Origin of the sequence: Streptomyces sp. R302, assembly GCF_012927245.1 — a bacterium.
GTDB lineage: Bacteria > Actinomycetota > Actinomycetes > Streptomycetales > Streptomycetaceae > Streptomyces.
The window spans coordinates 87,756-112,301 of the sequence record NZ_JABBGE010000011.1; the positions used below are offsets into that span (position 1 = coordinate 87,756).

The window sequence follows — 24,546 nt, forward strand, 5'->3', positions numbered from 1 at the left end:
TTGCCGGGATCAGAAGTGCCGGGGGACGGTGCGCCCGGGGGATGGGGGATGACGGGATGGGCGTTCGGCTCGTGGTCGTGGACGACCACCGCCTGCACGCGGAGGCGCTCGCCTCGGCGCTGAAGCTGCGCGGGCACCGGGTGCTCGCGGCGGCCGCGCCGGCCGCCGGGGCGGCGGAGGTCGTGGTGGGCCGGGCCCCCGAGGTGTGCCTCTTCGGCACGGCGGCACCGGCCGCCGCCGGGGCCTTCGAGCCGGTCGCGCGGATCAAGCGGGAGCGGCCGCAGGTGGCCGTGGTCGTCCTCGGCCCGGTGCCGTCGCCGCGCGGGATCGCCGCCGCCTTCGCTGCCGGGGCGTCCGGGTACGTCCGGCACGACGAGCGGATCGAGGGCGTCGAGCGGGCCCTGCTGAAGGCGCGGGCGGGGGAGGCCGCCGTGGCGCCGCAGCTGCTCGCCGGGGCCTTCGCGGAGCTCCTCGACCCGGCGGCGCAGCCGGACGACGAGGCGCAGCGGCTCCTCGCGCTGCTGACCCACCGGGAGGTGGAGGTCCTGGTGCGGGTCGCGGAGGGCGACGACACCCGGCTGATCGCGGCGGGGATGGGGATCGCGCCGAGCACGGCGCGGACGCATGTGCAGCGGGTGCTGATGAAGCTGGGCGTCGGGTCGCGCCTCGAAGCGGCGGCGCTGGCGGCGCGGACCGGGCTGCTCGACCGGGCGGTGCCGCGGCCGCGTACGGCGTACTGACGTTCCACGGAGGGTCCTGCGGGGTCGCACCCTTGACCCCGATGTTCGGTTGTGGTTCTTTGTGCGTGGTTCTGTTTGTTCGCGCCCGGAGGGCACCCCGTGAAGAAGACCGTCACCACGCTCGCCGACGGGCGCGAGCTCATCTACTACGACAGCCGCGACGACCTCGTCCGCACCGCCGTCGACCCGCGCCCCCTCGCCCCCGTCACCTCCCGCTCGGAGATCCGGTACGACGAGCTGACCGGCGACCACGTCGCCGTCGCCTCCCACCGGCAGACCCGCACCTACCTCCCGCCGGCCGACGCCTGCCCGCTCTGCCCGGCCCGGGACGGACGCGAGAGCGAGATCCCCGAGGAGGGCTACGAGGTCGCGGTCTTCGAGAACCGCTTCCCGTCCCTCTCCGGCGGCGTCGGCCGCTGCGAGGTCGTCTGCTTCACCGACGACCACACCGCCTCTTTCGCCGACCTCACCGAGGAGCGGGCCCGCCTCGTCCTCGACGCCTGGACCGACCGCACCGCCGCCCTCTCCGCCCTCCCCGGCGTCCAGCAGGTCTACTGCTTCGAGAACCGGGGCCGGGAGATCGGCGTCACCCTGCCCCACGCCCACGGCCAGATCTACGCCTTCCCGTACGTCACCCCCCGCACCGCCCTCATGCGCCGCCGCGCCGACGAACACCGCCGGGAGACCGGCCGGAACCTCTTCGACGACCTCGTCGCCCGCGAGCGCGCCGACGCCGAACGGGTGGTCCTGGAGACCGAGCACTGGATCGCCTTCGTGCCGTACGCCGCCAAGTGGCCGTACGAGGTCCACCTCCACCCCCGGCGGCGCGTCCCCGACCTGCTCGGCCTCGACGAGGCCGCCCGCACCGAGTTCGCACAGGTCTATCTGGAACTCTTGAGGCGCTTCGACCGGATCTTCGGCCCGGCGGAGCCGCCCACGCCCTACATCGCCGCCTGGCACCAGGCGCCGTTCACGGACGAGCGGCGGGAGGACTTCGGACTGCACCTGGAGCTGTTCACGGTCCGGCGCGCCTCCGGCAAGCTGAAGTTCCTCGCGGGCACCGAGTCCGGCATGGGCGCGTTCATGAACGACGTCCGGCCGGAGGACGCGGCCCGGCGCATCCGAGAGGTGGCAAGCGCATGACGACGGCCAAGAAGTACCTGGTCACGGGCGGGGCGGGCTATGTGGGCGGCACGGTCGCCGCCCACCTCCTGGAGCGGGGGGACCGGGTCACCGTCCTCGACGACCTCTCCACCGGCTTCCGGGAGGGCGTCCCGGCCGGCGCCGAGTTCGTCGAGGGCCGCGTCCAGGACGCCGCCCGCTGGCTCGACGGCTCCTACGACGGCGTCCTGCACTTCGCCGCGTACTCGCAGGTCGGCGAGTCCGTCGCCCAACCGGAGAAGTACTGGGAGAACAACGTCGGCGGCACCATGGCGCTGCTCGGCGCGATGCGCGCGGCCGGCGTCCGCAGGCTGGTCTTCTCCTCCACCGCCGCCACCTACGGCGAGCCGGCGGCCGTCCCGATCACCGAGGCCGCCGCCACCGCCCCCACCAGCCCCTACGGGGCGAGCAAGCTGGCCGTCGACCACATGATCACCGGCGAGTGCGCCGCCCACGGCCTCGCCGCAGCCTCGCTGCGCTACTTCAACGTAGCCGGGGCCTACGGCGGGCTCGGCGAACGCCACGACCCCGAGTCGCACCTCATCCCGCTCGTCCTCCAGGTCGCCCTCGGCCGGCGCGGGGCCATCTCCGTCTACGGCGACGACTACCCGACCCCCGACGGCACCTGCGTCCGCGACTACATCCACGTCGCCGACCTCGCCGAGGCCCACCTCCTCGCCCTCGACGCCATGACCGGCGGCACCGTGCCCGCCGGCGAGCACCTGATCTGCAACCTCGGCAACGGCAACGGCTTCTCCGTCCGCGAGGTGATCGAGACCGCCCGCAAGGTCACCGGCCACCCGATCCCGGAGGCCGCCGCCGGGCGCCGCCCCGGCGACCCGGCCGTCCTCGTCGCCTCCGCCGACACCGCCCGCGAGCGGCTCGGCTGGACCCCGTCCCGACCCGACCTGGCGGCCGTCGTCGCCGACGCCTGGGCCTTCGCCCGGCACCGACACGAGGAGGAGGGCGCATGAGCGTCGCCGCCGGCTTCGAGGCGCTGTACGGCGCCGCGCCCGACGGGGTCTGGGCCGCCCCCGGGCGGGTCAACCTCATCGGCGAGTACACCGACTTCAACGACGGCTTCGTGCTGCCGCTCGCCCTCCCGCACACCACCGTCGCCGCCGTCTCCCGCCGCGACGACGGCGTCCTGCGGCTGCACTCCGGCGACATCGACGGCGGGATCGTCCAGCTCGACGTGGCCGACCTCGAACCCCTCTCCGGCGGCGGCTGGGCCGCCTACCCGGCCGGGGTCGTCTGGGCGCTGCGGGAGGCCGGGCACCCGGTGACCGGCGCCGACGTGCACCTCGCCTCCACCGTGCCGACCGGCGCCGGGCTCTCCTCCTCGGCGGCCCTGGAGGTCGTCACCGCCCTCGCCCTGAACGACCTCTTCGGCCTCGGGCTCACCCGGCCCGAGCTGGCCCGGATCGCCCAGCGCGCCGAGAACGCCTTCGTCGGCGTGCCCTGCGGCGTCATGGACCAGATGGCCTCCGCCTGCGCCGAGGAGGGCCACGCCCTCCACCTGGACACCCGGGACCTGTCCTGCCGCCAGGTGCCCTTCGACCTCGCCGCCGAGGGGCTCGCGCTGCTCGTCGTCGACACCCGGGTGAAGCACGCCCTCGGGGACGGCGCGTACGCGGAACGGCGCGCCGGTTGTGAGGCGGGCGCGCGGGCGCTCGGGGTGCGCACCCTGCGCGAGGTCGACGCCGCGCATCTGCCCGCCGCGCTCGACCGTCTGAGCGACGGGACGATTCTGCGGTACGTCCGGCACGTGGTCTCGGACAACGACCGGGTGGTCCGGGTGATCGACCTGCTCGACGCCGGCGCGACCCGGGAGGTCGGCCCGCTCCTCACCGAGGGCCACGCCTCGCTCCGGGACGACCTGCGGGTCTCCTGCGCGGAGCTGGACCTGGTGGTCGAGGCGGCGAACGCGGCCGGGGCGCTCGGCGCCCGGATGACCGGCGGCGGCTTCGGCGGCTCGGCGGTGGTCCTGGTGGAGGCGGACCGGGCGGAGGACGTCGCGGCGGCGGTCCGCAGGGCCTTCGCGGGCGCCGGGTACGCGGAGCCGGGAATCTTCCCGGCCGTCCCCTCGGCGGGCGCCCGCCGCCTCTGACCGCGATCGTTCACACGGACGGTCGACTTCGGACACTTCCGCCATTCGGCCCCCACCGTGCCGCCCCGCCCCTACTCTGTGGGCAGCGCCGGTGGGGGCCGGTGCCGTTCAGGGGAGCGAGACCCGTCGGGTACGGCGCCGGGAGCGGGGTAGCAGTCTGGTCACGGCGGCGGCCGTGTGCCCGACGGACCCGCCCTCCGGCGTCGTACCGCGCCGGTCTCTCCTCGACACTTGGGGGTGTCCGTGGCACGAATCCGGGTCCTGGTGGTGGACGACCACCGCGTCTTCGCCGAGTCGCTGGCCGCCGCGCTCGCGGCCGAGCCGGACGTCGACGTCGCCGCGGCGGGTACGGGTCCCGCCGCCATGCGCTGTCTGGACCGGGGGGTCGCGGAGGGGCGCCGGTTCGACGTGCTGCTCGTCGACGCCGATCTGGGCGTGCCGCCCGGGCCCGCGGCCGTACCGCCCCCTCGTGAGGGCGAGCCCGCCGTGGACGGGATCGCGCTGGTCGCGGGGGTGCGCAAGGCCCAGCCCGCGGTGCGCACGGTCGTGCTCGCCGAGAGGGACGACGCCCGCCGGGCCGCGCTCGCGCTGCAGGCGGGGGCTTCCGGCTGGGTGGCGAAGGACTCCTCGCTCCAGCGGCTGCTCGCCGTGGTGCGGGGGGTGCTGCGGGACGAGACGCATCTGCCGCCGGCGCTGCTGACCGGGGTGCTGCGGGAGCTGACGGCGGCCCGGCGGCACCGGACGGAGAGCGAGCGGCTCGTGGAGTCGCTGACCCCGCGCGAGCGGGAGGTGCTGCGGTGCATGGTGGCGGGCCTGGGCCGCAAGGCGGTGGCGGAGCGCCTCTTCCTCTCCCCGCACACGGTCCGCACGCACATGCAGAACGTGCTGGGGAAGCTGGGCGTCCACTCGACGCTCGCGGCGGTGGCGCTGGCCCGGCGGGCGGGCGTGGGCCCTGCGCCGCTGCCGGCGCCGGTCCTAGCCGGGGACGTTGTCGAACGGGGCGGTCAGCCGGCGTAGCAGGGTGGCGAGTTCGGCGCGCTGGGGGCGGGAGAGCTGGGCGAGGATGGCCCGCTCCTGGGCGAGCAGCCCGGCGAGCGCCTCGTCGGCGCGGTCGCGTCCCTCGGGGGTGAGGCGGACGAGCACGCCGCGCCGGTCGCTGGGGTCGGGGAGCCGCTCGACCAGGCCCTTCTTGGTGAGCCGGTCGATGCGGTTGGTCATGGTGCCCGAGGTGACCAGGGTCTGGGTGAGGAGCTGGCCGGGGGAGAGCTGGTACGGGGCTCCGGCGCGGCGCAGGGAGGTGAGGACGTCGAACTCCCAGGGCTCCAGCTGGTGCTCCGAGAAGGCGAGCCGGCGGGCGCGGTCGAGGTGCCGGGCCAGCCGGGAGACGCGGCTGAGGACCTCCAACGGCTCCACGTCGAGGTCCGGGCGCTCTCGGCGCCATGCAGCGACCAGCCGGTCGACCTCGTCCTCCATGTGATCAGTGTAGTGGGTCTGTTGACATAAAGTCTCTTGGGGTCAAGTTTCTCTATCTCATGAATCTTGATATCGAGATATATTTGGCCGAAAGGTGGGGAAGGGACCCGGCCGGAACCGGTTCCGTTTCGCCGACTCACACCTGCAAGGGGGCTTCGAACATGCATTCCGTGCCGTCCGTCGATTCAGCCGCACCGGTCTGGGATCCGCACCAGTACCTCCGCCACTCCACCCACCGCACCCGCCCCTTCCTCGACCTCCTCCACCGAATACCGCGCCTCCCCGACCACGGGCGCCCCGCCCGCATCGCCGACCTCGGCTGCGGACCCGGCAACGTCACCGCCCTCCTCGCCGACCGCTGGCCCGATGCCCACATCACCGGCTTCGACCTCTCGCCCGAGATGCTCGAACAGGCCGAGAAGGACTGGTCCGGCACCACCGCCGGCGGCGGCTGGCTCGACTTCCGCGCCGCCGACGCCGCCCACTGGACCCCCGCCGAGCCCTACGACCTGATCGTCTCCAACGCCGCCCTCCAGTGGGTCCCCAACCACCCCGAGTCCTTCGCCGCCTGGATCGACGGCCTGCGCCCCGGCGGCGTCCTCGCCTTCCAGGTCCCCGCCAACTTCACCTCCCCCAGCCACGCCCTCCTCGGCGAACTCTGCGCCCGCCCCGAATGGCGCGCCCGCCTCGCCGGCCAGGGCCGCCGCTTCGTCCACATCCTCGAAGCCCCCGACTACCTCACCCGCCTCACCGCCCTCGGCTGCGAGACCGATGTCTGGGAGACCGTCTACTGCCAGCTCCTCCAGGGCGAGGACCCCGTCCTCGACTGGGTCAAGGGCACCGCCCTGCGCCCCGTCCTCACCGCCCTCGGCGACGACCGGGAAGCCGTCGACGCCTTCCTCGCCCAGTACCGCGACCTCCTCCGCGAGGCCTACCCCCCGGGCCCGGACGGCACGATCTTCCCCTTCCGCCGCGTCTTCGCCATCGCCCGAAAACCCGCCTGAGACGGGGCCTGGGACGGGGCCTGGAAACGCGGCCGCCCCCGCGCCGGAGGAACCGGTGCGGGGGCGGCCGACGGGGCGCCGGGGACTAGGAGATCTGGTTGAAGATCTGGAAGCCCGGGCCGTAGAGCGAACGGCCGGAGAACTTGCCCGGCAGCGTGTTCAGGTAGGTGTACAGGTCGCCGCCGGAGGTGACGCCGACGATGTCGCCCTTGCCGTCGGCGTTGAGGTCGCCGGCCGCGGCCAGGTGCTTGTACGTGTTCCAGCCGGAGCCGATCTCCTTCCGGCCCGCGAACGGAGCGGTGGCGCTGCCGGTGCCCGCGTACAGGTACAGGACGCCGCCGGTGGTGCGGGCGAGCAGGTCGGTCTTGCCGTCACCGTTGTAGTCACCGGCGCCGAACAGCTTGTTGTACACACCCCAGCCGGCGCCGACCCGGATCCGCGAGGCGAAGGCGTCGCCCTCGCCGTTACCCCTGTACAGGTACAGGACGCCGGAGCTGTCGCGGGCCAGCAGGTCGCCCTTGCCGTCGCCGCTCAGGTCACCCGCGCCGACGAAGGCGTTGAAGCCGCCCCAGCCGCCGCCGATGTACAGCATCTCGACGTACAGATCGCCGTTCAGCTTCTGCAGGACGTCGGCCCGGCCGTCCGCGTTCAGCGAGGACAGGGCCGTCCAGGTGGTGCCCGCCCACTCGCCGGTGTCGCTGATCGCCTGGCGCTTGGTCAGCCGGCCGGTGGTCGAGCTGCCGTAGAACCACAGCGTGCCGGCGCCGTCGCGGGCCATCAGGCCGTCCTTGCCGGTGTACGGGATGTTGCCGCCGAGCGCGAACTGCTCGATGCCCGCGAACGCGCCGTCCTCGGAGACCTTCTGGCGGCCGTTCAGGGTGCCGTCGCCCTTCGGCACGTAGAAGAACAGCGCACCCTTGTTGTCCCGCGCCCACAGGGAGCCGTCCTGGCCCGCCGGGAGGATCTGGTTGTAGGTCTGCCAGCCGCCGCCGATCAGCTTGCGGGTCTCGAACGGACGGGTCGTGGAGCCCGTGCCGAAGTAGAAGTACAGCTGGCCGTCGGCCTTGCGGCCGTACAGGTCGGCCTTGCCGTCGCCGTTGACGTCGCCGGCGCCGACCAGCTGGTCGTAGGCGTTCCAGCCGCCGCCGACGGGGATCTTGCCGCCCAGCGGCTTCGACGGGCTGCCGGTGGCCAGGTACAGGTAGAGCTGGCCGTCCTTGGCGCGGGCCACCACGTCGGCCCGGCCGTCGCCGTTCACGTCACCGGGCGAGGTGATCTTGTTGTACGCCTGCCAGCCGCCGCCCACGGTGTACTCGTACGGCGTGCCCGTCGGGTCGACGTCCTGGTAGAGCTTCAGCGTGCCGTTCTCGGACAGGACCAGGACCTCGGGCTCGGCCTCACCGTTCTGGTTGCCGATCGGGATGATGTCCTTGGCGATGTCGTCGTAGCGGTAGAACGACACAGGCTCGTCGCCCGCCGTCGAGTAGACCTCGCCGTCCACCGCGCGGTAGAGCATGTCGTTGATGCCGTCGAGGTTCAGGTCCGACAGGAGCGGCGAGGTGCCCTGCTCGGCCTGGGCACGGGCGGTGCCGCCGGCGTCGGGACGGACCAGCTTCGGCGGGGTGAAGGACGGCGCGACCTTCTTGACGGAAGGCGTCGGCGCCGGCTCGGCGGCCGACGCGGGGGTCGCCAGCACCATGCCGGCGGAGAGGACGAGCGCGGTGCACGTGGCGATACGACGGCCACGCCCGAAGAACATGGAACGCAAAGGATCCCCCCCTGGGGAACATGAAGATGTGGGTACCGGGGCGGTTTCCGCACGCCTTCGCCACGCACTTTGGGCGTGTATGTGCGAAGGGCGAACACCCCTCCCGATGTGTGCGTGAGTCTAACGTCCGGCACCGACATCCGGGTGAACGGATGCCGGTGCCGGACGGAACGCGGACTAGTACAGGTTCGGGTAGACCTGCCAGCCGGCGCCGATCTCGGCGCGCTTCGCGAAGGTGGCCGTCGGGTTCGTCGCCGCCGTCGAGTGGTAGCGGTACAGCGTGCCGCCCGGCGTCGTCGCCAGCAGGTCCGCGCGACCGTCGCCGTCCACGTCACCCGGGGCGGCGATCTGCCGGTACGTGTTCCAGCCGCCGCCGACCTTCTGCCGGGTCGCGAACGGACGCGTCGACACGCCCGTGCCCTTGTACAGCCACAGCGTGCCCGAGCCGTCCCGCGCGAGGATGTCCGCGCGGCCGTCGCCGGAGACGTCACCGGCGCCGATCAGGCGGTTGTACTGGCCCCAGCCGCTGCCGACGCGGATCCGGGAGGCGAAGCCGGTCCCCTCGCCGTTGCCCCGCTGCAGGTACAGCACGCCCGAGCGGTCCCGGGCCAGCAGGTCGCCCTTGCCGTCGCCGTTCAGGTCACCGGGGCCGAAGACGTGGTTGTACGAGCCCCAGCCGCCGCCCTGCCAGTCCTCGACGTAGAGGGTGCCGTCGTGGAGGACGATCAGTTCGCCGAAGCCGTCCCTGCCGAGCGAGGCGGCGTAGCCCAGCGTGAGGCCGGACAGGTCGGTGTCGAGGGATTCGCGCGGGGTCAGCTTGCCGTTGTTCGTCGCCCCGTACCAGTACATGGAGCCGCCGGACGTCCGGGCCATCAGCGCGTTCTTGCCGACGAAGGCGATCGCGCCGGAACCGGCGAACTGGTCGACCGAGAGGTACCCGCCGGACGACGAGACGCGCGTACGGGCGGTGAAGGTGCCGTTGCCCCGGCCCTGGTAGGCCCACAGCGTGCCGTCGACGGACCGGGCGAACAGGTCGGCGTACCCGTCGCCGTCGATGTCGTCGGCCGACAGGAGCTGGTTGTACGTGTTCCAGCCGCCACCGATCAGCCTCTTCGGCTTGAACGGGTTCGTCTTCACGCCCGTGCTGCCGTAGAAGTACAGGTTGCCGTCGGGCATGCGGGCCACCGCGTCGCCCTTGCCGTCGCCGTCGTTGTCGCCGATGCCGACGAGCTGGTCGAAGACCCCCCAGCCGACACCCGCCTTCACCGGCGCCGAGAACGGCGCGTACAGGTTGCCGGTGGCCCGGTAGAAGTACAGCTCGCCGTTGTGCTTGCGGGCCAGCAGGTCGAAGCGGCCGTCGCCGTCGACGTCACCGGGCGAGAAGACCTTGTTGTAGACGTTCCAGCCGCCGCCGGTCCAGGAGCTGTAGCCGCCGTACAGCGTGGCGTCGCCGTGCAGCTCGGCCTTGCCGTACTTGGTCAGCACCAGCACCTCGGGCTGGCCGTTGCCGTTCTGGTCGCCGAGCGGGACGAGATCCATCGGGACCTCGGCGGCACCGGAGCGGTTCCACTCACCGCCCGTGGTCTCACCGCTCGGCACCACACCGAGTGCGCCGTTCCAGTCGCGGTACAGGATGTCCGTCGAACCGTCGCCGTCCACGTCGAACCGGGACGGCAGCGGGGTGCCCGCCTCCGCCGTCCGCGCGGTCGCACCGGACCGCAGCGGCGACAGGTCGAGGTCGGGCAGCGGGGCCGCGGCGTGGCGCGGGGCCTCGGCGGCCGGGGGTACGGGCGTGGGCTGGGCCACGGCGGGAGACGCCAGCAGCATGCCGGCGGAGAGGGCGAGCGCGGTGCACGCGGCGATCCGGCGGCCGCGCAGGGAGAAAGCGGTACGCAAAGTGATCCCCCCCTGGGGAACGTGAGAACAGGTTCCAGGGCAGGGCTCCGCTCCCGCTCCGCGCGGCAGAAGGCGCACGCGGAGGGCGGACACCCCCCCGGATGTGGGGGGATCATAACCTTGAACGTTGATCCGGCAACGAGTCTTTTCGGGATCCGTCAGGTCGGCGGCCCCGCACCGGGGCCGGCGACCCTCAGTTCTTCCGGTGCCCTATCAGCCGCGGCTTCTGCTCCAGGCCGTCCAGGCCGTGCCACGCCAGGTTCACCAGGTGCGCCGCGACCTCCGCCTTCTTCGGCTTGCGGACGTCCAGCCACCACTGGCCCGTCAGCGCCACACTGCCGACCAGCGCCTGCGCGTACAGCGGCGCCAGCTTCGGGTCGAAGCCGCGCGCCTTGAACTCCAGGCCCAGGATGTCCTCGACCTGCGTGGCGATGTCGCTGATCAGCGACGCGAACGTGCCCGTGGACTGCGCCACCGGCGAGTCCCGGACCAGGATCCGGAACCCGTCCGTGTAGTTCTCGATGTAGTCGAGCAGCGCGAACGCCGCCTGTTCGAGCAGCTCCCGAGGGTGGCCGGCCGTCAGCGCGCCCGTCACCCCGTCGAGGAGCTGGCGCATCTCCCGGTCGACGACGACCGCGTACAGCCCCTCCTTGCCGCCGAAGTGCTCGTACACCACCGGCTTCGAGACCCCGGCCTTCGCCGCGATCTCCTCCACCGACGTGCCCTCGAACCCCTTCTCGGCGAAGAGCGTCCGGCCGATGTCCAGGAGCTGCTCCCGGCGCTCCGCGCCGGTCATCCGCACCCGGCGGCTCCGCCGGGGCTTCGCTCCGGTACCGCCCGTACCGCTGGTGCTGCTGGAACTGCCGTCGATCGCCACGTCCTCCATCATGCCGCGTCGGAGGGCGCGACCTGGCGCCGGGCGTCGAGACGGGACTGCGCGGGCCAGCGGACGTCGGTCGCCCAGCCCGCCAGCTCGAACCAGCGGATCAGCCGGGCGCTGGAGTCGATCTGCCCCTTCAGCACGCCGTGCCGCGCCGACGTCGGGTCCGCGTGGTGCAGGTTGTGCCACGACTCGCCGCAGGACAGCACCGCCAGCCACCACACGTTCCCCGAACGGTCACGCGACTTGAACGGGCGCTTGCCCACCGCGTGGCAGATCGAGTTGATCGACCACGTCACGTGGTGCAGCAGGCAGACCCGTACCAGCGAGCCCCAGAAGAACGCGGTGAACGCGCCCCACCACGACCACGTCACCAGACCGCCGATCACCGGCGGGATCGCCAGCGACACGATCGTCCACAGCACGAACTGCCGCGAGATCCGCCGGATCGTCGGGTCCTTGATCAGATCGGGCGCGTACTTGTGCTGCGGCGTCCGCTCCTCGTCGAACATCCAGCCGATGTGCGCCCACCACAGGCCCTTCAGCAGCGCCGGGACCGTCTCGCCGAACCGCCACGGCGAGTGCGGGTCGCCCTCGGCGTCCGAGAACTTGTGGTGCTTGCGGTGATCCGCCACCCACCGCACCAGCGGCCCCTCCACCGCCAGCGACCCCATGACCGCAAGGGCGATCCGCAGCGGCCGCTTCGCCTTGAACGACCCGTGCGTGAAGTACCGGTGGAAACCGATCGTGATGCCGTGGCAGCCGATGTAGTACATCGCCGTCATCAGCCCCAGATCCAGCCAGCTCACCCCCCAGCCCCAGGCCAGCGGCACCGCCGCGAGCAACGCCGCGAACGGCACCACGATGAACAGCCCCAGCGCGAGCTGCTCGACGGAACCCTTGCTGTCGCCGCCGAGCGTGGCGGAGGGCAGGGCCTGGGCGGAGTCCGGCGTGTCGTGAGCCGGAGTCACCTCGGGGGTGATGGTCATACGTGTCCCCTGGGGGGTGAGGGAGAGGGTGAAGGCACGGCCGGAAACGACCGGGCCGAGGCTACGGATGCGTAACCTACGGCGACGTAAGTATGGCAGTGCGACGGCGCCCGGCAAGAGGGCACAAGCGGGGGGCTCACCCGCGTCCAGGGAATGGACACCTATCCTGGGACCGCCGGACAGCGCGGTCCGCAAGCCTCCAGAACCCTCCAGACGTGCCAGAACACTGCAAGGAGCCACACCTGTGAGCAGTGCCGACCAGACTCCCACCACCAACGCAGAGCTGCGCGCCGACATCCGCCGACTGGGCGACCTCCTCGGCGAGACCCTCGTACGCCAGGAGGGCCACGACCTCCTCGACCTCGTCGAGAAGGTCCGGCGACTCACCCGCGAGGACGGCGAAGCCGCCGCCGAGCTCCTGCGCGGCGTCGAACTGGAGACGGCGGCCAAGCTCGTCCGCGCCTTCTCCACCTACTTCCACCTGGCGAACGTCACCGAGCAGGTCCACCGCGGCCGCGAGCTCCGCGAGAAGCGCGCCGCCGAGGGCGGCCTCATCGCCCGTACGGCCGACATGCTCAAGGACGGCGACCCCGCCCACGTCCGCGAGACGATCAAGAACCTCAACGTGCGCCCCGTCTTCACCGCGCACCCCACCGAGGCCGCCCGCCGCTCCGTCCTCAACAAGCTCCGCCGCATCGGCGCCCTCCTGGAGAGCCCGGTCATCGAGGCCGACCGGCGCCGCCACGACCTCCGCCTCGCCGAGAACATCGACCTCATCTGGCAGACCGACGAACTCCGCGTCGTCCGCCCGGAGCCCGCCGACGAGGCCCGCAACGCCATCTACTACCTCGACGAGCTCCACGCCGGCGCCGTCGGCGACGTCCTGGAGGACCTCGCCGCCGAACTGGAGCGCGTCGGCTACGAGCTGCCCGCCGGCACCCGCCCCCTCACCTTCGGCACCTGGATCGGCGGCGACCGCGACGGCAACCCCAACGTCACCCCCCAGGTCACCTGGGACGTCCTGATCCTCCAGCACGAGCACGGCATCACCGACGCCCTGGAGCTCATCGACTTCCTCCGCGGCCTGCTCTCCAACTCCATCCGCTACACCGGAGCCACCCAGGAACTCCTGGACTCCCTCCAGCGCGACCTCGACCTCCTCCCCGAGATCAGCCCGCGCTACAAGCGGCTCAACGCCGAGGAGCCGTACCGCCTCAAGGCCACCTGCGTCCGCCAGAAGCTCCTCAACACCCGCGAACGCCTCGCCGCCGGCACCCCCCACCAGGAGGGCCGCGACTACCTCGGCACCGCTGAGCTCATCCACGACCTCACCCTCATCCAGACCTCCCTGCGCGAGCACCGCGGCGGCCTCTTCGCCGACGGCCGGATGGACCGCACCATCCGCACCCTCGCCGCCTTCGGCCTCCAGCTCGCCACCATGGACGTCCGCGAGCACGCCGACGCCCACCACCACGCCCTCGGCCAGCTCTTCGACCGCCTCGGCGAGGAGTCCTGGCGGTACGCCGACATGCCCCGCGACTACCGGCAGAAGCTCCTCGCCAAGGAGCTCCGCTCCCGCCGGCCGCTCGCCCCCACCCCGGCCCCGCTCGACGCCCCCGGCCAGAAGACCCTCGGCGTCTTCCACACCGTCAAGGAAGCCTTCGAGCGCTTCGGCCCCGAGGTCATCGAGTCCTACATCATCTCGATGTGCCAGGGCGCCGACGACGTCTTCGCCGCCACCGTCCTCGCCCGCGAGGCCGGCCTCGTCGACCTGCACGCCGGCTGGGCCAAGATCGGCATCGTGCCGCTCCTGGAGACCACCGACGAGCTCAAGGCCGCCGACGTCATCCTCAACGACATGCTCGCCGACCCCTCCTACCGACGCCTCGTCGCACTCCGCGGCGACGTCCAGGAGGTCATGCTCGGCTACTCCGACTCCTCCAAGTTCGGCGGCATCACCACCAGCCAGTGGGAGATCCACCGCGCCCAGCGCCGGCTCCGCGACGTCGCCCACCGCTACGGCGTCCGCCTCCGCCTCTTCCACGGCCGCGGCGGCACCGTCGGCCGCGGCGGCGGCCCCTCCCACGACGCGATCCTCGCCCAGCCCTGGGGCACCCTGGAGGGCGAGATCAAGGTCACCGAGCAGGGCGAGGTCATCTCCGACAAGTACCTCATCCCGGCGCTGGCCCGCGAGAACCTCGAACTGACCGTCGCGGCCACCCTCCAGGCCTCCGCGCTGCACACCTCGCCGCGCCAGTCCCACGAGGCGCTGGCCCGCTGGGACGCGGCCATGGACACCGTCTCCGACGCCGCCCACACCGCCTACCGCAAGCTCGTCGAGGACCCCGACCTCCCCGCGTACTTCTTCGCGGCCACCCCCGTCGACCAGCTCGCCGACCTCCACCTCGGCTCCCGCCCCTCCCGCCGCCCCGACTCCGGCGCGGGACTTGACGGACTGCGCGCCATCCCGTGGGTCTTCGGCTGGACCCAGTCCCGCCAGATCGTCCCCGGCTGGTACGGCGTCGGCTCCGGCCTCAAGGCGCTCCGCGAGGCCGGCCTCGACGCGGTCCTCGGCGAGATGCACGAGCAGTGGCACTTCTTCCGCAACTTCCTCTCCAACGTGGAGATGACGCTCGCGAAGACGGACCTGCGGATCGCCCGCCACTACGTCGACACCCTCGTCCCCGACGAGCTCAAGCACGTCTTCGACACGATCGAGGCGGAGCACGCGCTCACCGTCGAGGAGGTCCTCAAGGTGACGGGCGGCGAGAAGCTGCTCGACTCCCACCCCGTCCTCCAGCAGACCTTCGCCATCCGCGACGCCTACCTGGACCCGATCTCCTACCTCCAGGTCGCCCTCCTCGCCCGCCAGCGCGCCGACGCCGACGCCGGCCAGGAGCCGGACCCGCTGCTCGCCCGGGCCCTGCTGCTCACGGTCAACGGCGTCGCCGCGGGCCTGCGCAACACCGGCTGACCCGCCGCACCCATGAGAAGTGCCCCCACGGAATCCCGTGGGGGCACTTCTCGCTACCGGGGGTACGTCAGCCCTGCACGGCCTTGCGACGGCGCAGCACCAGGAACGCGCCGGCCGCGGCGAGCGCGGCGGCGACACCGGCGATCACGCCGACGGGGGCGCTGGAACCGGTCTCCGCGAGGTTGCCCTCCTCGGAACCGCCCTTGGTGTCGGTCTCGCCCTTGACGTCACCGGTGGTGGTGTCGCCACCCGTGGCGGTCGTCTCGCCGGTGGTGGTCCCGCCGGTGGCGGAGGACCCGCCGGTCGCGGTGGTCTCACCGGTGGAGGTGGTCTCGCCCGTGGCGGTCGTCTCACCGGTGGAGGTCGTCTCACCGGTGGCGGTGGACTCGCCCGTGGTGGTCTCACCGGTGGTGGTCTCACCGGTGGTGGTCTCACCGGTGGTGGTCTCGCCGGTCGTGGTCTCACCCGTGGTGGTCTCACCGGTGGCGGCGCCACCGGTGGTCTCCTCGCCCTCCGCGGCGCAGGTGTGGGACAGGTTGAAGAACTTCACCTGCTCACCGTTGACGGTCGCGACGGCGGAGGTCAGCTCCGCGCCGGCCTCGGAGGCCACGTACGCGTGGTCGTCCTTCGGGGGACCGAAGGAGGTGATCTCGATCGGCGCGCCGTTGTCGAACGTGACGGTCAGTTTCACGAAGTCCGTGCCGCCGCCGGGAATCACGAAGTGCCACCCGTCCTTGTCGGCCGGAATGGTGTCGGGGCACTCGCCCTGCTCGAAGTCGGCAGCCTTGATCGGCGTCGCCTGGTGCAGCTTGAGCTCGTATTCACCGCTGGTGGCCGAGGCGGTCGTCGCCAGGGCCAGGGAGCCCGCCATGGCCGCGACAAGCGTGGCGGCGGGAATCAGGGAGCGTCGCATGTGCAGTCGTCCATCTGTGGGATGAGGGATGCCGTGGGAGGTGGCGGGGGCAGCCTATCCGTCGCTTTAAGCCCCTCTTAACCCAGAGGGCCATAACAATCCCGCCAGGAACTGGTTGAATCCGGTCGTACCTTGCGGTCCGTCACAGCGCCACGAACGCCGCCACCCACAGCGCCGCCCCCACGCCCGCCAGCGACCACGCCGTCCGTCGCAGCCGCAGGCCCCCCGCCACCAGCGGAGACGCCAGGACCAGCGCCCCGCCCAGCGGCAGCCAGGCGTGCAGCCCGCCGCCCCAGCCGGTCCGTACGCCCTCGTCCGTGCCCGGCTTCACCACCACCGGGATCACCGCACCCGGCCCCGCCGCCACCGACCGCTCGATCGTCAGCGTCCGCCGGGCCGAGCCGGAGTCGTCCGGCGCGTACGCGCCACCGCACCGCTCGTCCGTGCACTTTGTCACCGTCAGCGTCCCGTGCTCACGCCCCTTCGCGAGCAGCACGTGCTGCGCCGACGCCCACGACGCCCACACCCCCGCGACGACGAGCAGGACGGCGACGAGGACCATGGCGGCGTTCCGGACGTGCGTCATGACCCGCGATCGTACAGTCGTACGGCCGCGGGGCGACGGTCAGGAGTTGTACGCCGACTGCGCCCGCTCCAGCCCCTCCGTCACCAGGCACTCCACCGCGTCCGCCGACCGGTCCACGAACCAGTCCAGCTCCTTGCGCTCGGTCGACGAGAAGTCCTTCAGCACGAAGTCCGCCACCTGCATCCGGCCCGGCGGACGCCCGATCCCGCACCGCACCCGGTGGTACTCGGCACCCATCGACTTCGTCATCGACTTCAGGCCGTTGTGCCCGTTGTCCCCGCCGCCCAGCTTCAGCCGCAGCGTCGCGTAGTCGATGTCCAGCTCGTCGTGGACCGCCACGACGTGCGCCGTCGGCACCTTGTAGAAGTCGCGCAGCGCCGTCACCGGACCACCGGACAGGTTCATGTACGACATCGGCTTCGCCAGCACCACCCGCCGGTTCTCGGGGCCCACCGGGCCGATCCGGCCCTCCACGACCTGCGCCTGCGCCTTCTGCGCCCGCTTGAACTTCCCGCCGATCCGCTCCGCCAGCAGATCCACCACCATGAAGCCGATGTTGTGGCGGTTGCCCGCGTACTCCGGCCCCGGGTTGCCGAGGCCGACGATCAGCCAGGGCGCGTTCGCGTCGTCGGTCACCGACATCTCCTCGCGTCGAAACAGAGAAACGGGGTGACGGACCGCAGCGCGGCCCGTCACCCCGTCACGTCAGACAGAGCCTACGGCTCAGGCCTCGGCGGCCTCTTCGCCCTCGGCGGCCGGCTCCTCGGCCTGGGCGGCCAGGACCTGCAGGACGACGGCGTCGGCCTCGGTCACCAGGGCGACGCCCTTCGGCAGCGCGATGGCGCCGGCGGTGACGGAGGAACCGGCCTCCAGGCCCTCGACGGAGACCGTCACGGACTCGGGGAGGTGGGTGGCCTCGGCCTCGACGGAGAGGGTGCCGAGGACGTGCTCCAGGAGGTTGCCACCGGCGGCGAGCTCGCCCTCGGCGACGACCGGAACCTCGACGACGACCTTCTCGCCGCGCTTCACGAGGAGGAGGTCGACGTGCTCCAGGGAGCCCTTCAGCGGGTCACGCTGGGCGGCCTTCGGGATGGCCAGCTCGGAGCCCTTGCCCTCGATGTCCAGGGCCAGCAGGACGTTCGGGGTGCGCAGCGCCATCGTGGTCTCGTGGGCCGGCAGCGTCAGGTGGACCGGCTCCGTGCCGTGACCGTAGAGAACGGCCGGAACGGCGGCGGCGCGGCGGATCTTGCGGGCGGCGCCCTTGCCGAACTCGGTGCGGACGGCGGCGGCGAGCTTCACCTCGGACATGTGCACTCCTCGTAGTGGTGGTGACGTCTGTGACTGTCACCCGGCCGCCGACTGGCGATGGCCTGCTACGAAGAGCGCGTCGATAACGGAGCGCCGACCCGAGAACGGGTACCGGCCTCCCTCGCCGAGCAACCAGGGCAGTCTACCCGCCCGGCCCCGGCCCCCCAAATGGATCACCGGCCGGGAACGGCGGAGGGCCGCCTCCCCCGAACGGGGAAGACGGCCCTCCGCAGCGGAACCCGGAGGCTCAGTGCTCCTCGAAGAGGCTCGTCACCGAACCGTCCTCGAACACCTCGCGCACCGCGCGCGCGATCGTCGGCGCGATCGAAAGCACCGTGATCTTGTCCAGCTCCAGCGAGCCGGGCACCGGCAGCGTGTCCGTGAACACGAACTCGCTCACCTTGGAGTTCTTCAGGCGGTCGGCGGCCGGACCCGACAGGATGCCGTGCGTCGCCGTCACGATGACGTCCTCGGCACCGTGCGCGAAGAGCGCCTCGGCCGCCGCGCAGATCGTGCCGCCCGTGTCGACCATGTCGTCCACCAGGACGCAGACGCGGCCCTTCACGTCACCGACGACCTCGTGGACCGTCACCTGGTTGGCGACGTCCTTGTCACGGCGCTTGTGCACGATCGCGAGCGGCGCGTCCAGACGGTCGCACCAGCGGTCGGCGACCCGCACGCGGCCCGCGTCCGGGGAGACGATCGTCAGCTTCTCGCGGTCGACCTTGCCGCCCACGTAGTCCGCGAGCACCGGCAGCGCCGACAGGTGGTCCACCGGGCCGTCGAAGAAGCCCTGGATCTGGTCCGTGTGCAGGTCCACGGTCAGGATCCGGTCCGCGCCGGCCGTCTTCATCAGGTCCGCCACCAGACGGGCCGAGATCGGCTCGCGGCCACGGTGCTTCTTGTCCTGACGGGCGTAGCCGTACGACGGGACGATCACGGTGATGCTCCGGGCCGAGGCCCGCTTCAGAGCATCGATCATGATCAGCTGCTCCATGATCCACTTGTTGATCGGAGCCGTGTGGCTCTGGATCAGGAAGCAGTCCGCGCCGCGCGCCGACTCCTGGAAGCGGACGTAGATCTCACCGTTGGCGAAGTCGAACGCCTTGGTCGGAACGAGACCGACGCCCAGCTGGTGCGCGACCTCCTCGGCCAGCTCGGGGTGGGCGCGGCCGGAGAAGAGCATCAGCTTCTTCTCGCCGGTCGTCTTGATCCCGGTCACAGCACTGTCTCCTCAGACGTGTTCTCTGGCCGCAAGACCCGCGCTCCCGGAGCTCCCGGGCGCGTGTGCGAACCAGCCGAATTTGTGTGCACGTATCACGGTACGCCTCGATCGACGTACCCGTTTCCGGTCAGCTTTCGCCGGCCGAGCCCTCCGAGGCGGCCTCGGCCGCGTTCGCGGCGGCGCTGCCGGGACGCTTCCGGGCGACCCAGCCCTCGATATTCCGCTGCTGGCCCCGCGCGACGGCCAGCGCACCCGCCGGCACGTCCTTCGTGATCACGGACCCGGCGGCGGTGTACGCGCCGTCCCCGATCGTGATGGGAGCCACAAACATGTTGTCCGAACCGGTCCGGCAGTGGGACCCGATCGTGGTGTGGTGCTTGGCCACGCCGTCGTAGTTCACGAAGACGCTCGCCGCGCCGATGTTCGAGTACTCGCCGATCGTCGCGTCGCCCACGTACGACAGGTGGGGGACCTTGGTGCCCTCGCCGATCGAGGAGTTCTTGACCTCGACGTACGTACCGATCTTCGCCTTCGCGCCGAGGCGCGCGCCCGGACGCAGATAGGCGTACGGACCCACGGAGGCCCCGTCGCCGATCACGGCGGAGTCGGCGACGGTGTTGTCCACCCGCGCGCCCCGGCCCACGGTGGTGTCCGTCAGGCGCGTGTTCGGCCCGACCTCGGCGTCCTCGCCGATGTGCGTGGCGCCGAGCAGCTGCGTACCGGGGTGGATCACGGCGTCCGGCTCGAACGTCACGGTCACGTCGACGATCGTCGACGCCGGGTCGACCACGGTCACACCGGCCGTCATCGCGGCCTCGATCAGCCGCCGGTTCAGCAGCGCGCGGGCCTCGGCCAGCTGCACGCGGTTGTTGATCCCGAGGATCTCCCGGTGGTCGGCGGCCACGGAGGCGCCGACGCGGTGCCCGGCCTCGCGCAGGATCGACAGCACGTCGGTGAGGTACTCCTCGCCCTGGCTGTTGTCCGTCCGCAGCTGCTTGATCGCCTGCGCGAGCAGGGCGCCGTCGAAGGCGAACACGCCGGAGTTGATCTCCCGGATGTCCAGCTGGCCCGGGGAGGCGTCCTTGTGCTCGACGATCGCGGTCACGGCGCCGGTGGCCCCGTCCCGCACGATCCGGCCGTACCCGGTGGAGTCCGGCACCTCGGCGGTCAGCACGGTCACGGCGTTGCCGTCGGCGGCGTGCGTCTCGGCGAGCGCCTTCAGCGTCGCCCCGGACAGCAGCGGAGTGTCACCACAGACGACCACGACGGTCCCCTCGGGCGCGGCCCCGAGCTCCTCCAGCGCCATCCGCACCGCGTGCCCGGTGCCGTTCTGCTCCTCCTGCACGGCGGTACGGGTCCCCGGGTACGCCTCCTCCAGGTGCCCCCGCACCCGCTCCCGCGCGTGCCCCACGACCACCACGAGGTGCTCGGGCTCCAGCTCGCGCGCGGCGGACACGACGTGCCCGACGAGCGAACGCCCGGCGATCTCGTGCAGGACCTTGGGGGTCTTGGACTTCATGCGGGTGCCCTCACCCGCTGCGAGGACGACGACGGCTGCCGGGCGATTGGCGCTCACGGATATGCCCTTCGGCTTTGGGTGGTGGACGCACGAAGGATACCGGGGCGTCGCGGGACGGCCACGAGCAAGGGCCCTGACCTGGGAGGTCAGGGCCCGAACATGGGGATCCGCGCGCGGTGGCTCCCCCGCAAGGATTCGAACCTTGTCCTGCTGGTACCAAAAACCAGTGTGCTGCCAGTTACACCACAGGGGACGGCGCCTCAGACCATACCGGAGACCGTCAGCCGAAAGGGCTGGTCCGCATCCTGCGGAATCCCCTGGGGGGCGCCCGTAGGGTGGGGGGCATGACCGCAACGGGGGCAGATCGGGACGCGCCGGGCGCGCGGGCCGTGTGGTGGTGGGAGCGGCGGCGGAGTGCCGTGCTCGATGTCGGGCTGGCGCTGGTGTCGGCGGTGGAGTGTGCCGTCGAGGGGGTGTCGTTCGCGGGGAAGGCGGGGGTGCCGGAGGCGCTGGGGGCGCTGTTCGGGTTCCTCGTGGGGGCCGTGTTGCTGGTGCGGCGGCGGTGGCCGATCACCGTCGTGCTGGTGTCGGTCGCGGTGGCGCCGGCGGAGATGGGTTTTCTGCTGGGGATCGTCGGGCTGTACACGCTCGCCGCGTCCGAGGTGCCCCGGCGGTACACGGCGGTGCTCGCGGGGATGGCGACGGTCGCCGTGTTCGTCGTCACGGCCGTGGAGATGCGGCGGGACATCGCCGCGCAGGCGGACGGCTTCGATCCGAGTGCCTGGTACGTGCCGGTGATGGCGCTGTTCATGACGCTGGGGCTGAACGCGCCGCCGGTGCTGTTCGGGCTCTACATAGGCGCGCGGCGGCGGCTGATGGAGAGCCTGCGGGAGCGGGCGGATTCGCTGGAGCAGGAGTTGTCGCTGCTCGCGGACCGGGCGGAGCAGCGGGCGCAGTGGGCGCGGCAGGAGGAGCGGCGGCGGATCGCGCGGGAGATGCACGACGTGGTGGCGCACCGGGTGTCGTTGATGGTGGTGCACGCGGCGGCGTTGCAGGCGGTGGCGTTGAAGGATCCGGAGAAGGCGGTGCGGAACGCGGCGCTGGTGGGTGACATGGGGCGTCAGGCGTTGACGGAGTTGCGGGAGATGTTGGGGGTGCTGCGGGAGGAGGCTCCCGCGGTGGCTCCGGCCGTGGTGCCGTTGGCGGCGGTGGGGCGGGCTGCCGCGGCTGCGGCGGAGGCGGCGGCGGGGCCGGGGCTCGGCGCCCTGGAGGAGCTGTGCCAGGAGTCGCGGCTCGCGGGGGCGGCGGTGGAGCTGGTGGTGCTGGGGGAGCCGGGGGCGTATCCGCCGGAGGTGGAGCGGACGGCGTACCGGGTGGTGCAGGAGGCGTTGACGAACGTGCACAAGCACGCTCCGGGCGCGTCGGTGGTGGTGCGGATGGCGCATCGGGAGGCGGAGGTGGCGGCGCAGGTGGAGAACGGTCCGTCGGACGCGGGGGCGGCGGACGCGGGGCTGCCGAGTGGTGGGAACGGTCTGGTGGGGATGAAGGAGCGGGTGGTGCGGCTGGGCGGCGCGTTCGTGTCGGGGCCGACGGACGCGGGCGGTTTCAAGGTGTCCGCGGTGATCCCCCTGGTACGGGGCTAGCTGCCGGCGGTCAGCCGGCGGTCAGCCGGCGGTCAGCCGGCGGTGAGGCGGGTGGGCTGGGTGCCGGTGACGAGGGTGGCGAGGGCGGCGTCGATGTCCCGGCCGAGGTACCAGTCGCCGGCGTGGTCGAGGCTGTAGACGCGGCCTTCGGCGTCCATGGCGAGGACGGCCTGGTGGTCGCCCTCCTCGCCGAGGGGGGCGAGTTCGGTGCCGAGGGCGCGGCCGAGGTCGGCGAGGGTGCGGGCGAGGTGGAGGCCGGCCAGGGGGTCGAAGCGCAGGGTGGCGGGCGCTATGTGGCGGCCGTGGCCGGGGGCGGTGAGGCGCAGGCCGCCGAATTCGGCCCAGGCCTCGACGACGGCGGGGAAGACGCTGTGCCGGTGGCCGGCGGGGGAGACGTGGGCGCGGAGGGTGTCGGCCCATTCCTCGGCGAGTTTGATGTCCCAGCGGCCGGGTTGCCAGCCGGCGTCGCGGAGGGCGGCGTCGACGTTGACGGGGAAGCGGGTGGTGTCGGCCATGGGGCGGGTCAGCCGTTCTCGGTGGGGGGGACGGTGCGGACGCCGAAGTGGTCGAGGAGGGCGGCGCAGGAGCGGCAGGGTGCGGCGTAGCTGCCGTGCAGGGGGTCGCCGTCCTCGCGGATGCGCCGTGCGGTGATCTTGGCGTGTTTGAGGCTGCGGCGGGCTTCGCCGGCGGTGAGCGGCTTGCGCTGGGCGCGCTTGGAGCGGCCGTTCTCGGTGGCGGTGAGGTGCCGGGAGAGCAGGATGGCCTCGGGGCAGCGTCCGGTGAAGCGTTCGCGCTGGCCGCTGGTGAGGGTGTCGAGGAAGTCCTGGACGAGGGCGTGCAGGACGGGCGGCGTGTCGCCGCGGCCGGCGGTGCAGGTGAGGGTCTCGCCGCGGACGGAGAGCGCGGCCCCGACGGCGGGCAGGATGCCGTCGCGGCGGTGGAGCAGTAAGGGGGCGCGGCCGTGGTCGGTGTCGCTGCTCCAGTTGAGGCGTGGGTCACCCTGTGTGGGCGTCGTGCTGGCGTACATGGCGCTGGTCTTCCCCTCCTGCAATCCCCCGAGTTGCGGTGACAGCCTGCCAAATAGGGAGCCATATGGGGAAGCTGGGTGGGGGTTTCGCCGCGCCGGTGTGTCGGAGCCGTGGTCGGCCTGTCATGGGCTCGTGACGGTTCGTGACGCTGGGTGTGCGGGGTGGGCCGGTGGGGGCGCGGGCCGGTTCGTGCTCTTGTGGCAGCGCATAGGCTGTGCGGGATCGCTCGGGCGTGCCGGGAGCAGTGGTGTCCGGGGCGCGGGCGAGTCGTAGCGAGCAGTAGCAAGCAGTAGCAGCCAGTGACGCCATGCAGGGGGCAACCGCCATGACGACAGGTCGGCTCGGGCAGTACACCGCGCCACCGAACGCGGCCTATGCCGGGCAGGTCGTGCGCTTCCCGGATCCGGTGCGCGCCTCGCGGCATCCGCGCGGGGTGCGGGTGGACGAGCGGGGTTTCCCGGATTTCTCGCCGTACGCGCGTGCGGCGGCGGAGATCGCGGAGCCTCCGGAGGGTTTCGGTGTCGACGAGTTGCGGCTGACGGACTACGTGTCGGCGAACGCGGCGATGGCGGCGACCGGGCACGAGCTGTGGGACACGATTCCGGCGGTGGCGACGCCGCACGGCTGGACGTGGCACCACGTGGCGGGTTCGCGCCGGCTCGAACTGGTGCCGGTCGAGGTGAAGGCGCTGCTGCGGCATCACGGTGGCGTGGCGACAGCGGCGGTGGACCACGCGAAGCGGGGGACGCGGCAGTTGCAGGAGACGCGTCCGGTGCACTTCGGGCTGCCGAAGTCGGGGATGTCGGTGTCGGAGCAGCAGTTGCAGGGGGTCGAGGAGGATCTCGGCTACCGGCTGCCGGGGGCGTACCGCTCGTTCCTGAAGGCGGCGGGCGGGTGCGCGCCGGTGGGCGCGGCGCTCGACGCGGAGCTGGGTCTGCTCGTGGACCAGCCGTTCTTCACGGTGCGTGAGGAGGCGGGGGTCAACGACCTCGTCTACGTCAACAAGTGTCTGCGGGACCATCTGACGAAGGACTACCTGGGGGTGGCGTTCGTGCAGGGTGGTCTGGTCGCGGTGAAGGTGCGGGGCGCGGGCGTGGGTTCCGTGTGGTTCTGCGCCTTCGACGACGTGCGGGACTCCGGTGAGGAGGCCGCGGGGTGGTCGGTGAACGAGCGGGTGGAGCGTCTGCTGCTTCCGTGTGGTGAGGACTTCGACGCGTTCCTGCTGCGGCTGGCCGGTAATCCGCCGGAGCTGGAGACGGTCGCGAATCTGATGGTGGACGGCGGCTTCGCGCGCGCCGTGCCCGTGGTCCCGGTGGGAGAGTGAGCCGG

22 protein-coding genes and 1 tRNA gene are annotated in these 24,546 nt (G+C 72.2%); 9 read left to right on the plus strand and 14 right to left on the minus strand.

Annotated features, from left to right (window positions below):
* Window positions 1-56 precede the first annotated feature (56 nt).
* The 5 genes from HHL19_RS30115 (at window position 57) to HHL19_RS30135 (ending at window position 5,028) form a co-directional block, all read left to right on the plus strand.
* Entirely contained in the window at window positions 57-740 is a 684-nt protein-coding gene (locus HHL19_RS30115; protein WP_169093542.1) for a response regulator transcription factor, read from the plus strand.
* Between the two features lie 99 nt (window positions 741-839).
* Complete coding sequence (gene galT / locus HHL19_RS30120) at window positions 840-1,883, plus strand: galactose-1-phosphate uridylyltransferase (protein WP_169093543.1); 1,044 nt, start codon at window positions 840-842, stop codon at window positions 1,881-1,883.
* Window positions 1,880-2,875: a UDP-glucose 4-epimerase GalE gene (gene galE / locus HHL19_RS30125; protein WP_169093544.1), complete on the plus strand. Its 996-nt coding sequence runs from the start codon at window positions 1,880-1,882 to the stop codon at window positions 2,873-2,875. The genes galT and galE overlap by 4 nt, the downstream gene beginning before the upstream one ends.
* Entirely contained in the window at window positions 2,872-4,011 is a 1,140-nt protein-coding gene (galK, locus tag HHL19_RS30130) for a galactokinase (RefSeq protein WP_169093545.1), read from the plus strand. The genes galE and galK overlap by 4 nt, the downstream gene beginning before the upstream one ends.
* A gap of 231 nt (window positions 4,012-4,242) precedes the next feature.
* Window positions 4,243-5,028 (plus strand): response regulator transcription factor, encoded by a 786-nt coding sequence (locus HHL19_RS30135; protein ID WP_169093546.1) that lies wholly within the window; start codon window positions 4,243-4,245, stop codon window positions 5,026-5,028.
* Here HHL19_RS30135 and HHL19_RS30140 read toward each other — a convergent pair.
* Window positions 4,987-5,484, minus strand: coding sequence for a MarR family transcriptional regulator (locus HHL19_RS30140; RefSeq protein ID WP_169093547.1), 498 nt, complete (start codon window positions 5,482-5,484; stop codon window positions 4,987-4,989). The two genes, HHL19_RS30135 and HHL19_RS30140, sit on opposite strands and share 42 nt — an antisense overlap.
* Window positions 5,485-5,645: 161 nt before the next feature.
* Between HHL19_RS30140 and HHL19_RS30145 the strand changes: the two genes are divergently transcribed.
* Window positions 5,646-6,488: a trans-aconitate 2-methyltransferase gene (locus tag HHL19_RS30145; protein WP_169093548.1), complete on the plus strand. Its 843-nt coding sequence runs from the start codon at window positions 5,646-5,648 to the stop codon at window positions 6,486-6,488.
* Window positions 6,489-6,573: 85 nt separating this feature from the next.
* Here the strand turns inward: HHL19_RS30145 and HHL19_RS30150 are convergent, their stop codons facing one another.
* The 4 genes from HHL19_RS30150 to HHL19_RS30165 all read right to left on the minus strand — a co-directional run bounded on the left by HHL19_RS30150 (window position 6,574) and on the right by HHL19_RS30165 (window position 12,021).
* Window positions 6,574-8,247: an FG-GAP-like repeat-containing protein gene (locus HHL19_RS30150; protein ID WP_240981969.1), complete on the minus strand. Its 1,674-nt coding sequence runs from the start codon at window positions 8,245-8,247 to the stop codon at window positions 6,574-6,576.
* A 186-nt stretch (window positions 8,248-8,433) separates the two neighbouring features.
* Entirely contained in the window at window positions 8,434-10,152 is a 1,719-nt protein-coding gene (locus HHL19_RS30155; RefSeq protein WP_240981970.1) for a VCBS repeat-containing protein, read from the minus strand.
* A 193-nt stretch (window positions 10,153-10,345) separates the two neighbouring features.
* On the minus strand, window positions 10,346-11,041 hold the full coding sequence (locus tag HHL19_RS30160) for a TetR/AcrR family transcriptional regulator (protein WP_206325414.1): 696 nt from the start codon (window positions 11,039-11,041) through the stop codon (window positions 10,346-10,348).
* Window positions 11,038-12,021: a fatty acid desaturase gene (locus HHL19_RS30165; protein ID WP_169093549.1), complete on the minus strand. Its 984-nt coding sequence runs from the start codon at window positions 12,019-12,021 to the stop codon at window positions 11,038-11,040. The genes HHL19_RS30160 and HHL19_RS30165 overlap by 4 nt, the downstream gene beginning before the upstream one ends.
* A gap of 244 nt (window positions 12,022-12,265) precedes the next feature.
* On the opposite strand from HHL19_RS30165, the gene ppc reads away from it, so the two are divergent.
* Window positions 12,266-14,995, plus strand: coding sequence for a phosphoenolpyruvate carboxylase (gene ppc / locus HHL19_RS30170; protein ID WP_169093550.1), 2,730 nt, complete (start codon window positions 12,266-12,268; stop codon window positions 14,993-14,995).
* A gap of 67 nt (window positions 14,996-15,062) precedes the next feature.
* Here the strand turns inward: ppc and HHL19_RS30175 are convergent, their stop codons facing one another.
* The 7 genes from HHL19_RS30175 to HHL19_RS30205 form a co-directional block, all read right to left on the minus strand.
* Window positions 15,063-15,908 carry an LPXTG cell wall anchor domain-containing protein gene (locus HHL19_RS30175; protein WP_169093551.1) on the minus strand — a complete coding sequence of 282 codons (846 nt, stop codon included), beginning with the start codon at window positions 15,906-15,908 and terminating at the stop codon, window positions 15,063-15,065.
* Window positions 15,909-16,050: 142 nt separating this feature from the next.
* Window positions 16,051-16,494 carry a hypothetical protein gene (locus HHL19_RS30180; RefSeq protein ID WP_169093552.1) on the minus strand — a complete coding sequence of 148 codons (444 nt, stop codon included), beginning with the start codon at window positions 16,492-16,494 and terminating at the stop codon, window positions 16,051-16,053.
* Between the two features lie 39 nt (window positions 16,495-16,533).
* Window positions 16,534-17,136, minus strand: coding sequence for an aminoacyl-tRNA hydrolase (pth, locus tag HHL19_RS30185; protein WP_169093553.1), 603 nt, complete (start codon window positions 17,134-17,136; stop codon window positions 16,534-16,536).
* Between the two features lie 81 nt (window positions 17,137-17,217).
* Entirely contained in the window at window positions 17,218-17,802 is a 585-nt protein-coding gene (locus HHL19_RS30190) for a 50S ribosomal protein L25/general stress protein Ctc (protein ID WP_169093554.1), read from the minus strand.
* 247 nt (window positions 17,803-18,049) lie between these two features.
* Window positions 18,050-19,024, minus strand: a complete 975-nt coding sequence (locus tag HHL19_RS30195; RefSeq protein ID WP_031007234.1) for a ribose-phosphate diphosphokinase — start codon at window positions 19,022-19,024, stop codon at window positions 18,050-18,052.
* Between the two features lie 130 nt (window positions 19,025-19,154).
* Window positions 19,155-20,603, minus strand: coding sequence for a bifunctional UDP-N-acetylglucosamine diphosphorylase/glucosamine-1-phosphate N-acetyltransferase GlmU (gene glmU / locus HHL19_RS30200; RefSeq protein WP_169093555.1), 1,449 nt, complete (start codon window positions 20,601-20,603; stop codon window positions 19,155-19,157).
* Window positions 20,604-20,723: 120 nt separating this feature from the next.
* Window positions 20,724-20,799, minus strand: a tRNA-Gln gene (locus HHL19_RS30205).
* A gap of 91 nt (window positions 20,800-20,890) precedes the next feature.
* Here HHL19_RS30205 and HHL19_RS30210 point away from each other — a divergent pair.
* A complete protein-coding gene (locus HHL19_RS30210; protein ID WP_169093556.1) occupies window positions 20,891-22,189 on the plus strand; it encodes a histidine kinase in 1,299 nt (432 codons plus the stop codon).
* A gap of 32 nt (window positions 22,190-22,221) precedes the next feature.
* Here the strand turns inward: HHL19_RS30210 and HHL19_RS30215 are convergent, their stop codons facing one another.
* Together HHL19_RS30215 and HHL19_RS30220 are read right to left on the minus strand one after the other, a co-directional pair.
* Window positions 22,222-22,704 (minus strand): SUKH-3 domain-containing protein, encoded by a 483-nt coding sequence (locus HHL19_RS30215; protein WP_169093557.1) that lies wholly within the window; start codon window positions 22,702-22,704, stop codon window positions 22,222-22,224.
* An 8-nt stretch (window positions 22,705-22,712) separates the two neighbouring features.
* The gene (locus HHL19_RS30220) at window positions 22,713-23,216 is read right to left on the minus strand and encodes a YwqJ-related putative deaminase (protein ID WP_169093558.1); all 504 of its coding nucleotides are present in this window, start codon (window positions 23,214-23,216) and stop codon (window positions 22,713-22,715) included.
* A gap of 326 nt (window positions 23,217-23,542) precedes the next feature.
* Here HHL19_RS30220 and HHL19_RS30225 point away from each other — a divergent pair, with 326 nt between their 5' ends.
* Window positions 23,543-24,541: an SMI1/KNR4 family protein gene (locus HHL19_RS30225; RefSeq protein ID WP_169093668.1), complete on the plus strand. Its 999-nt coding sequence runs from the start codon at window positions 23,543-23,545 to the stop codon at window positions 24,539-24,541.
* The last annotated feature ends 5 nt before the right edge of the window (window positions 24,542-24,546 follow it).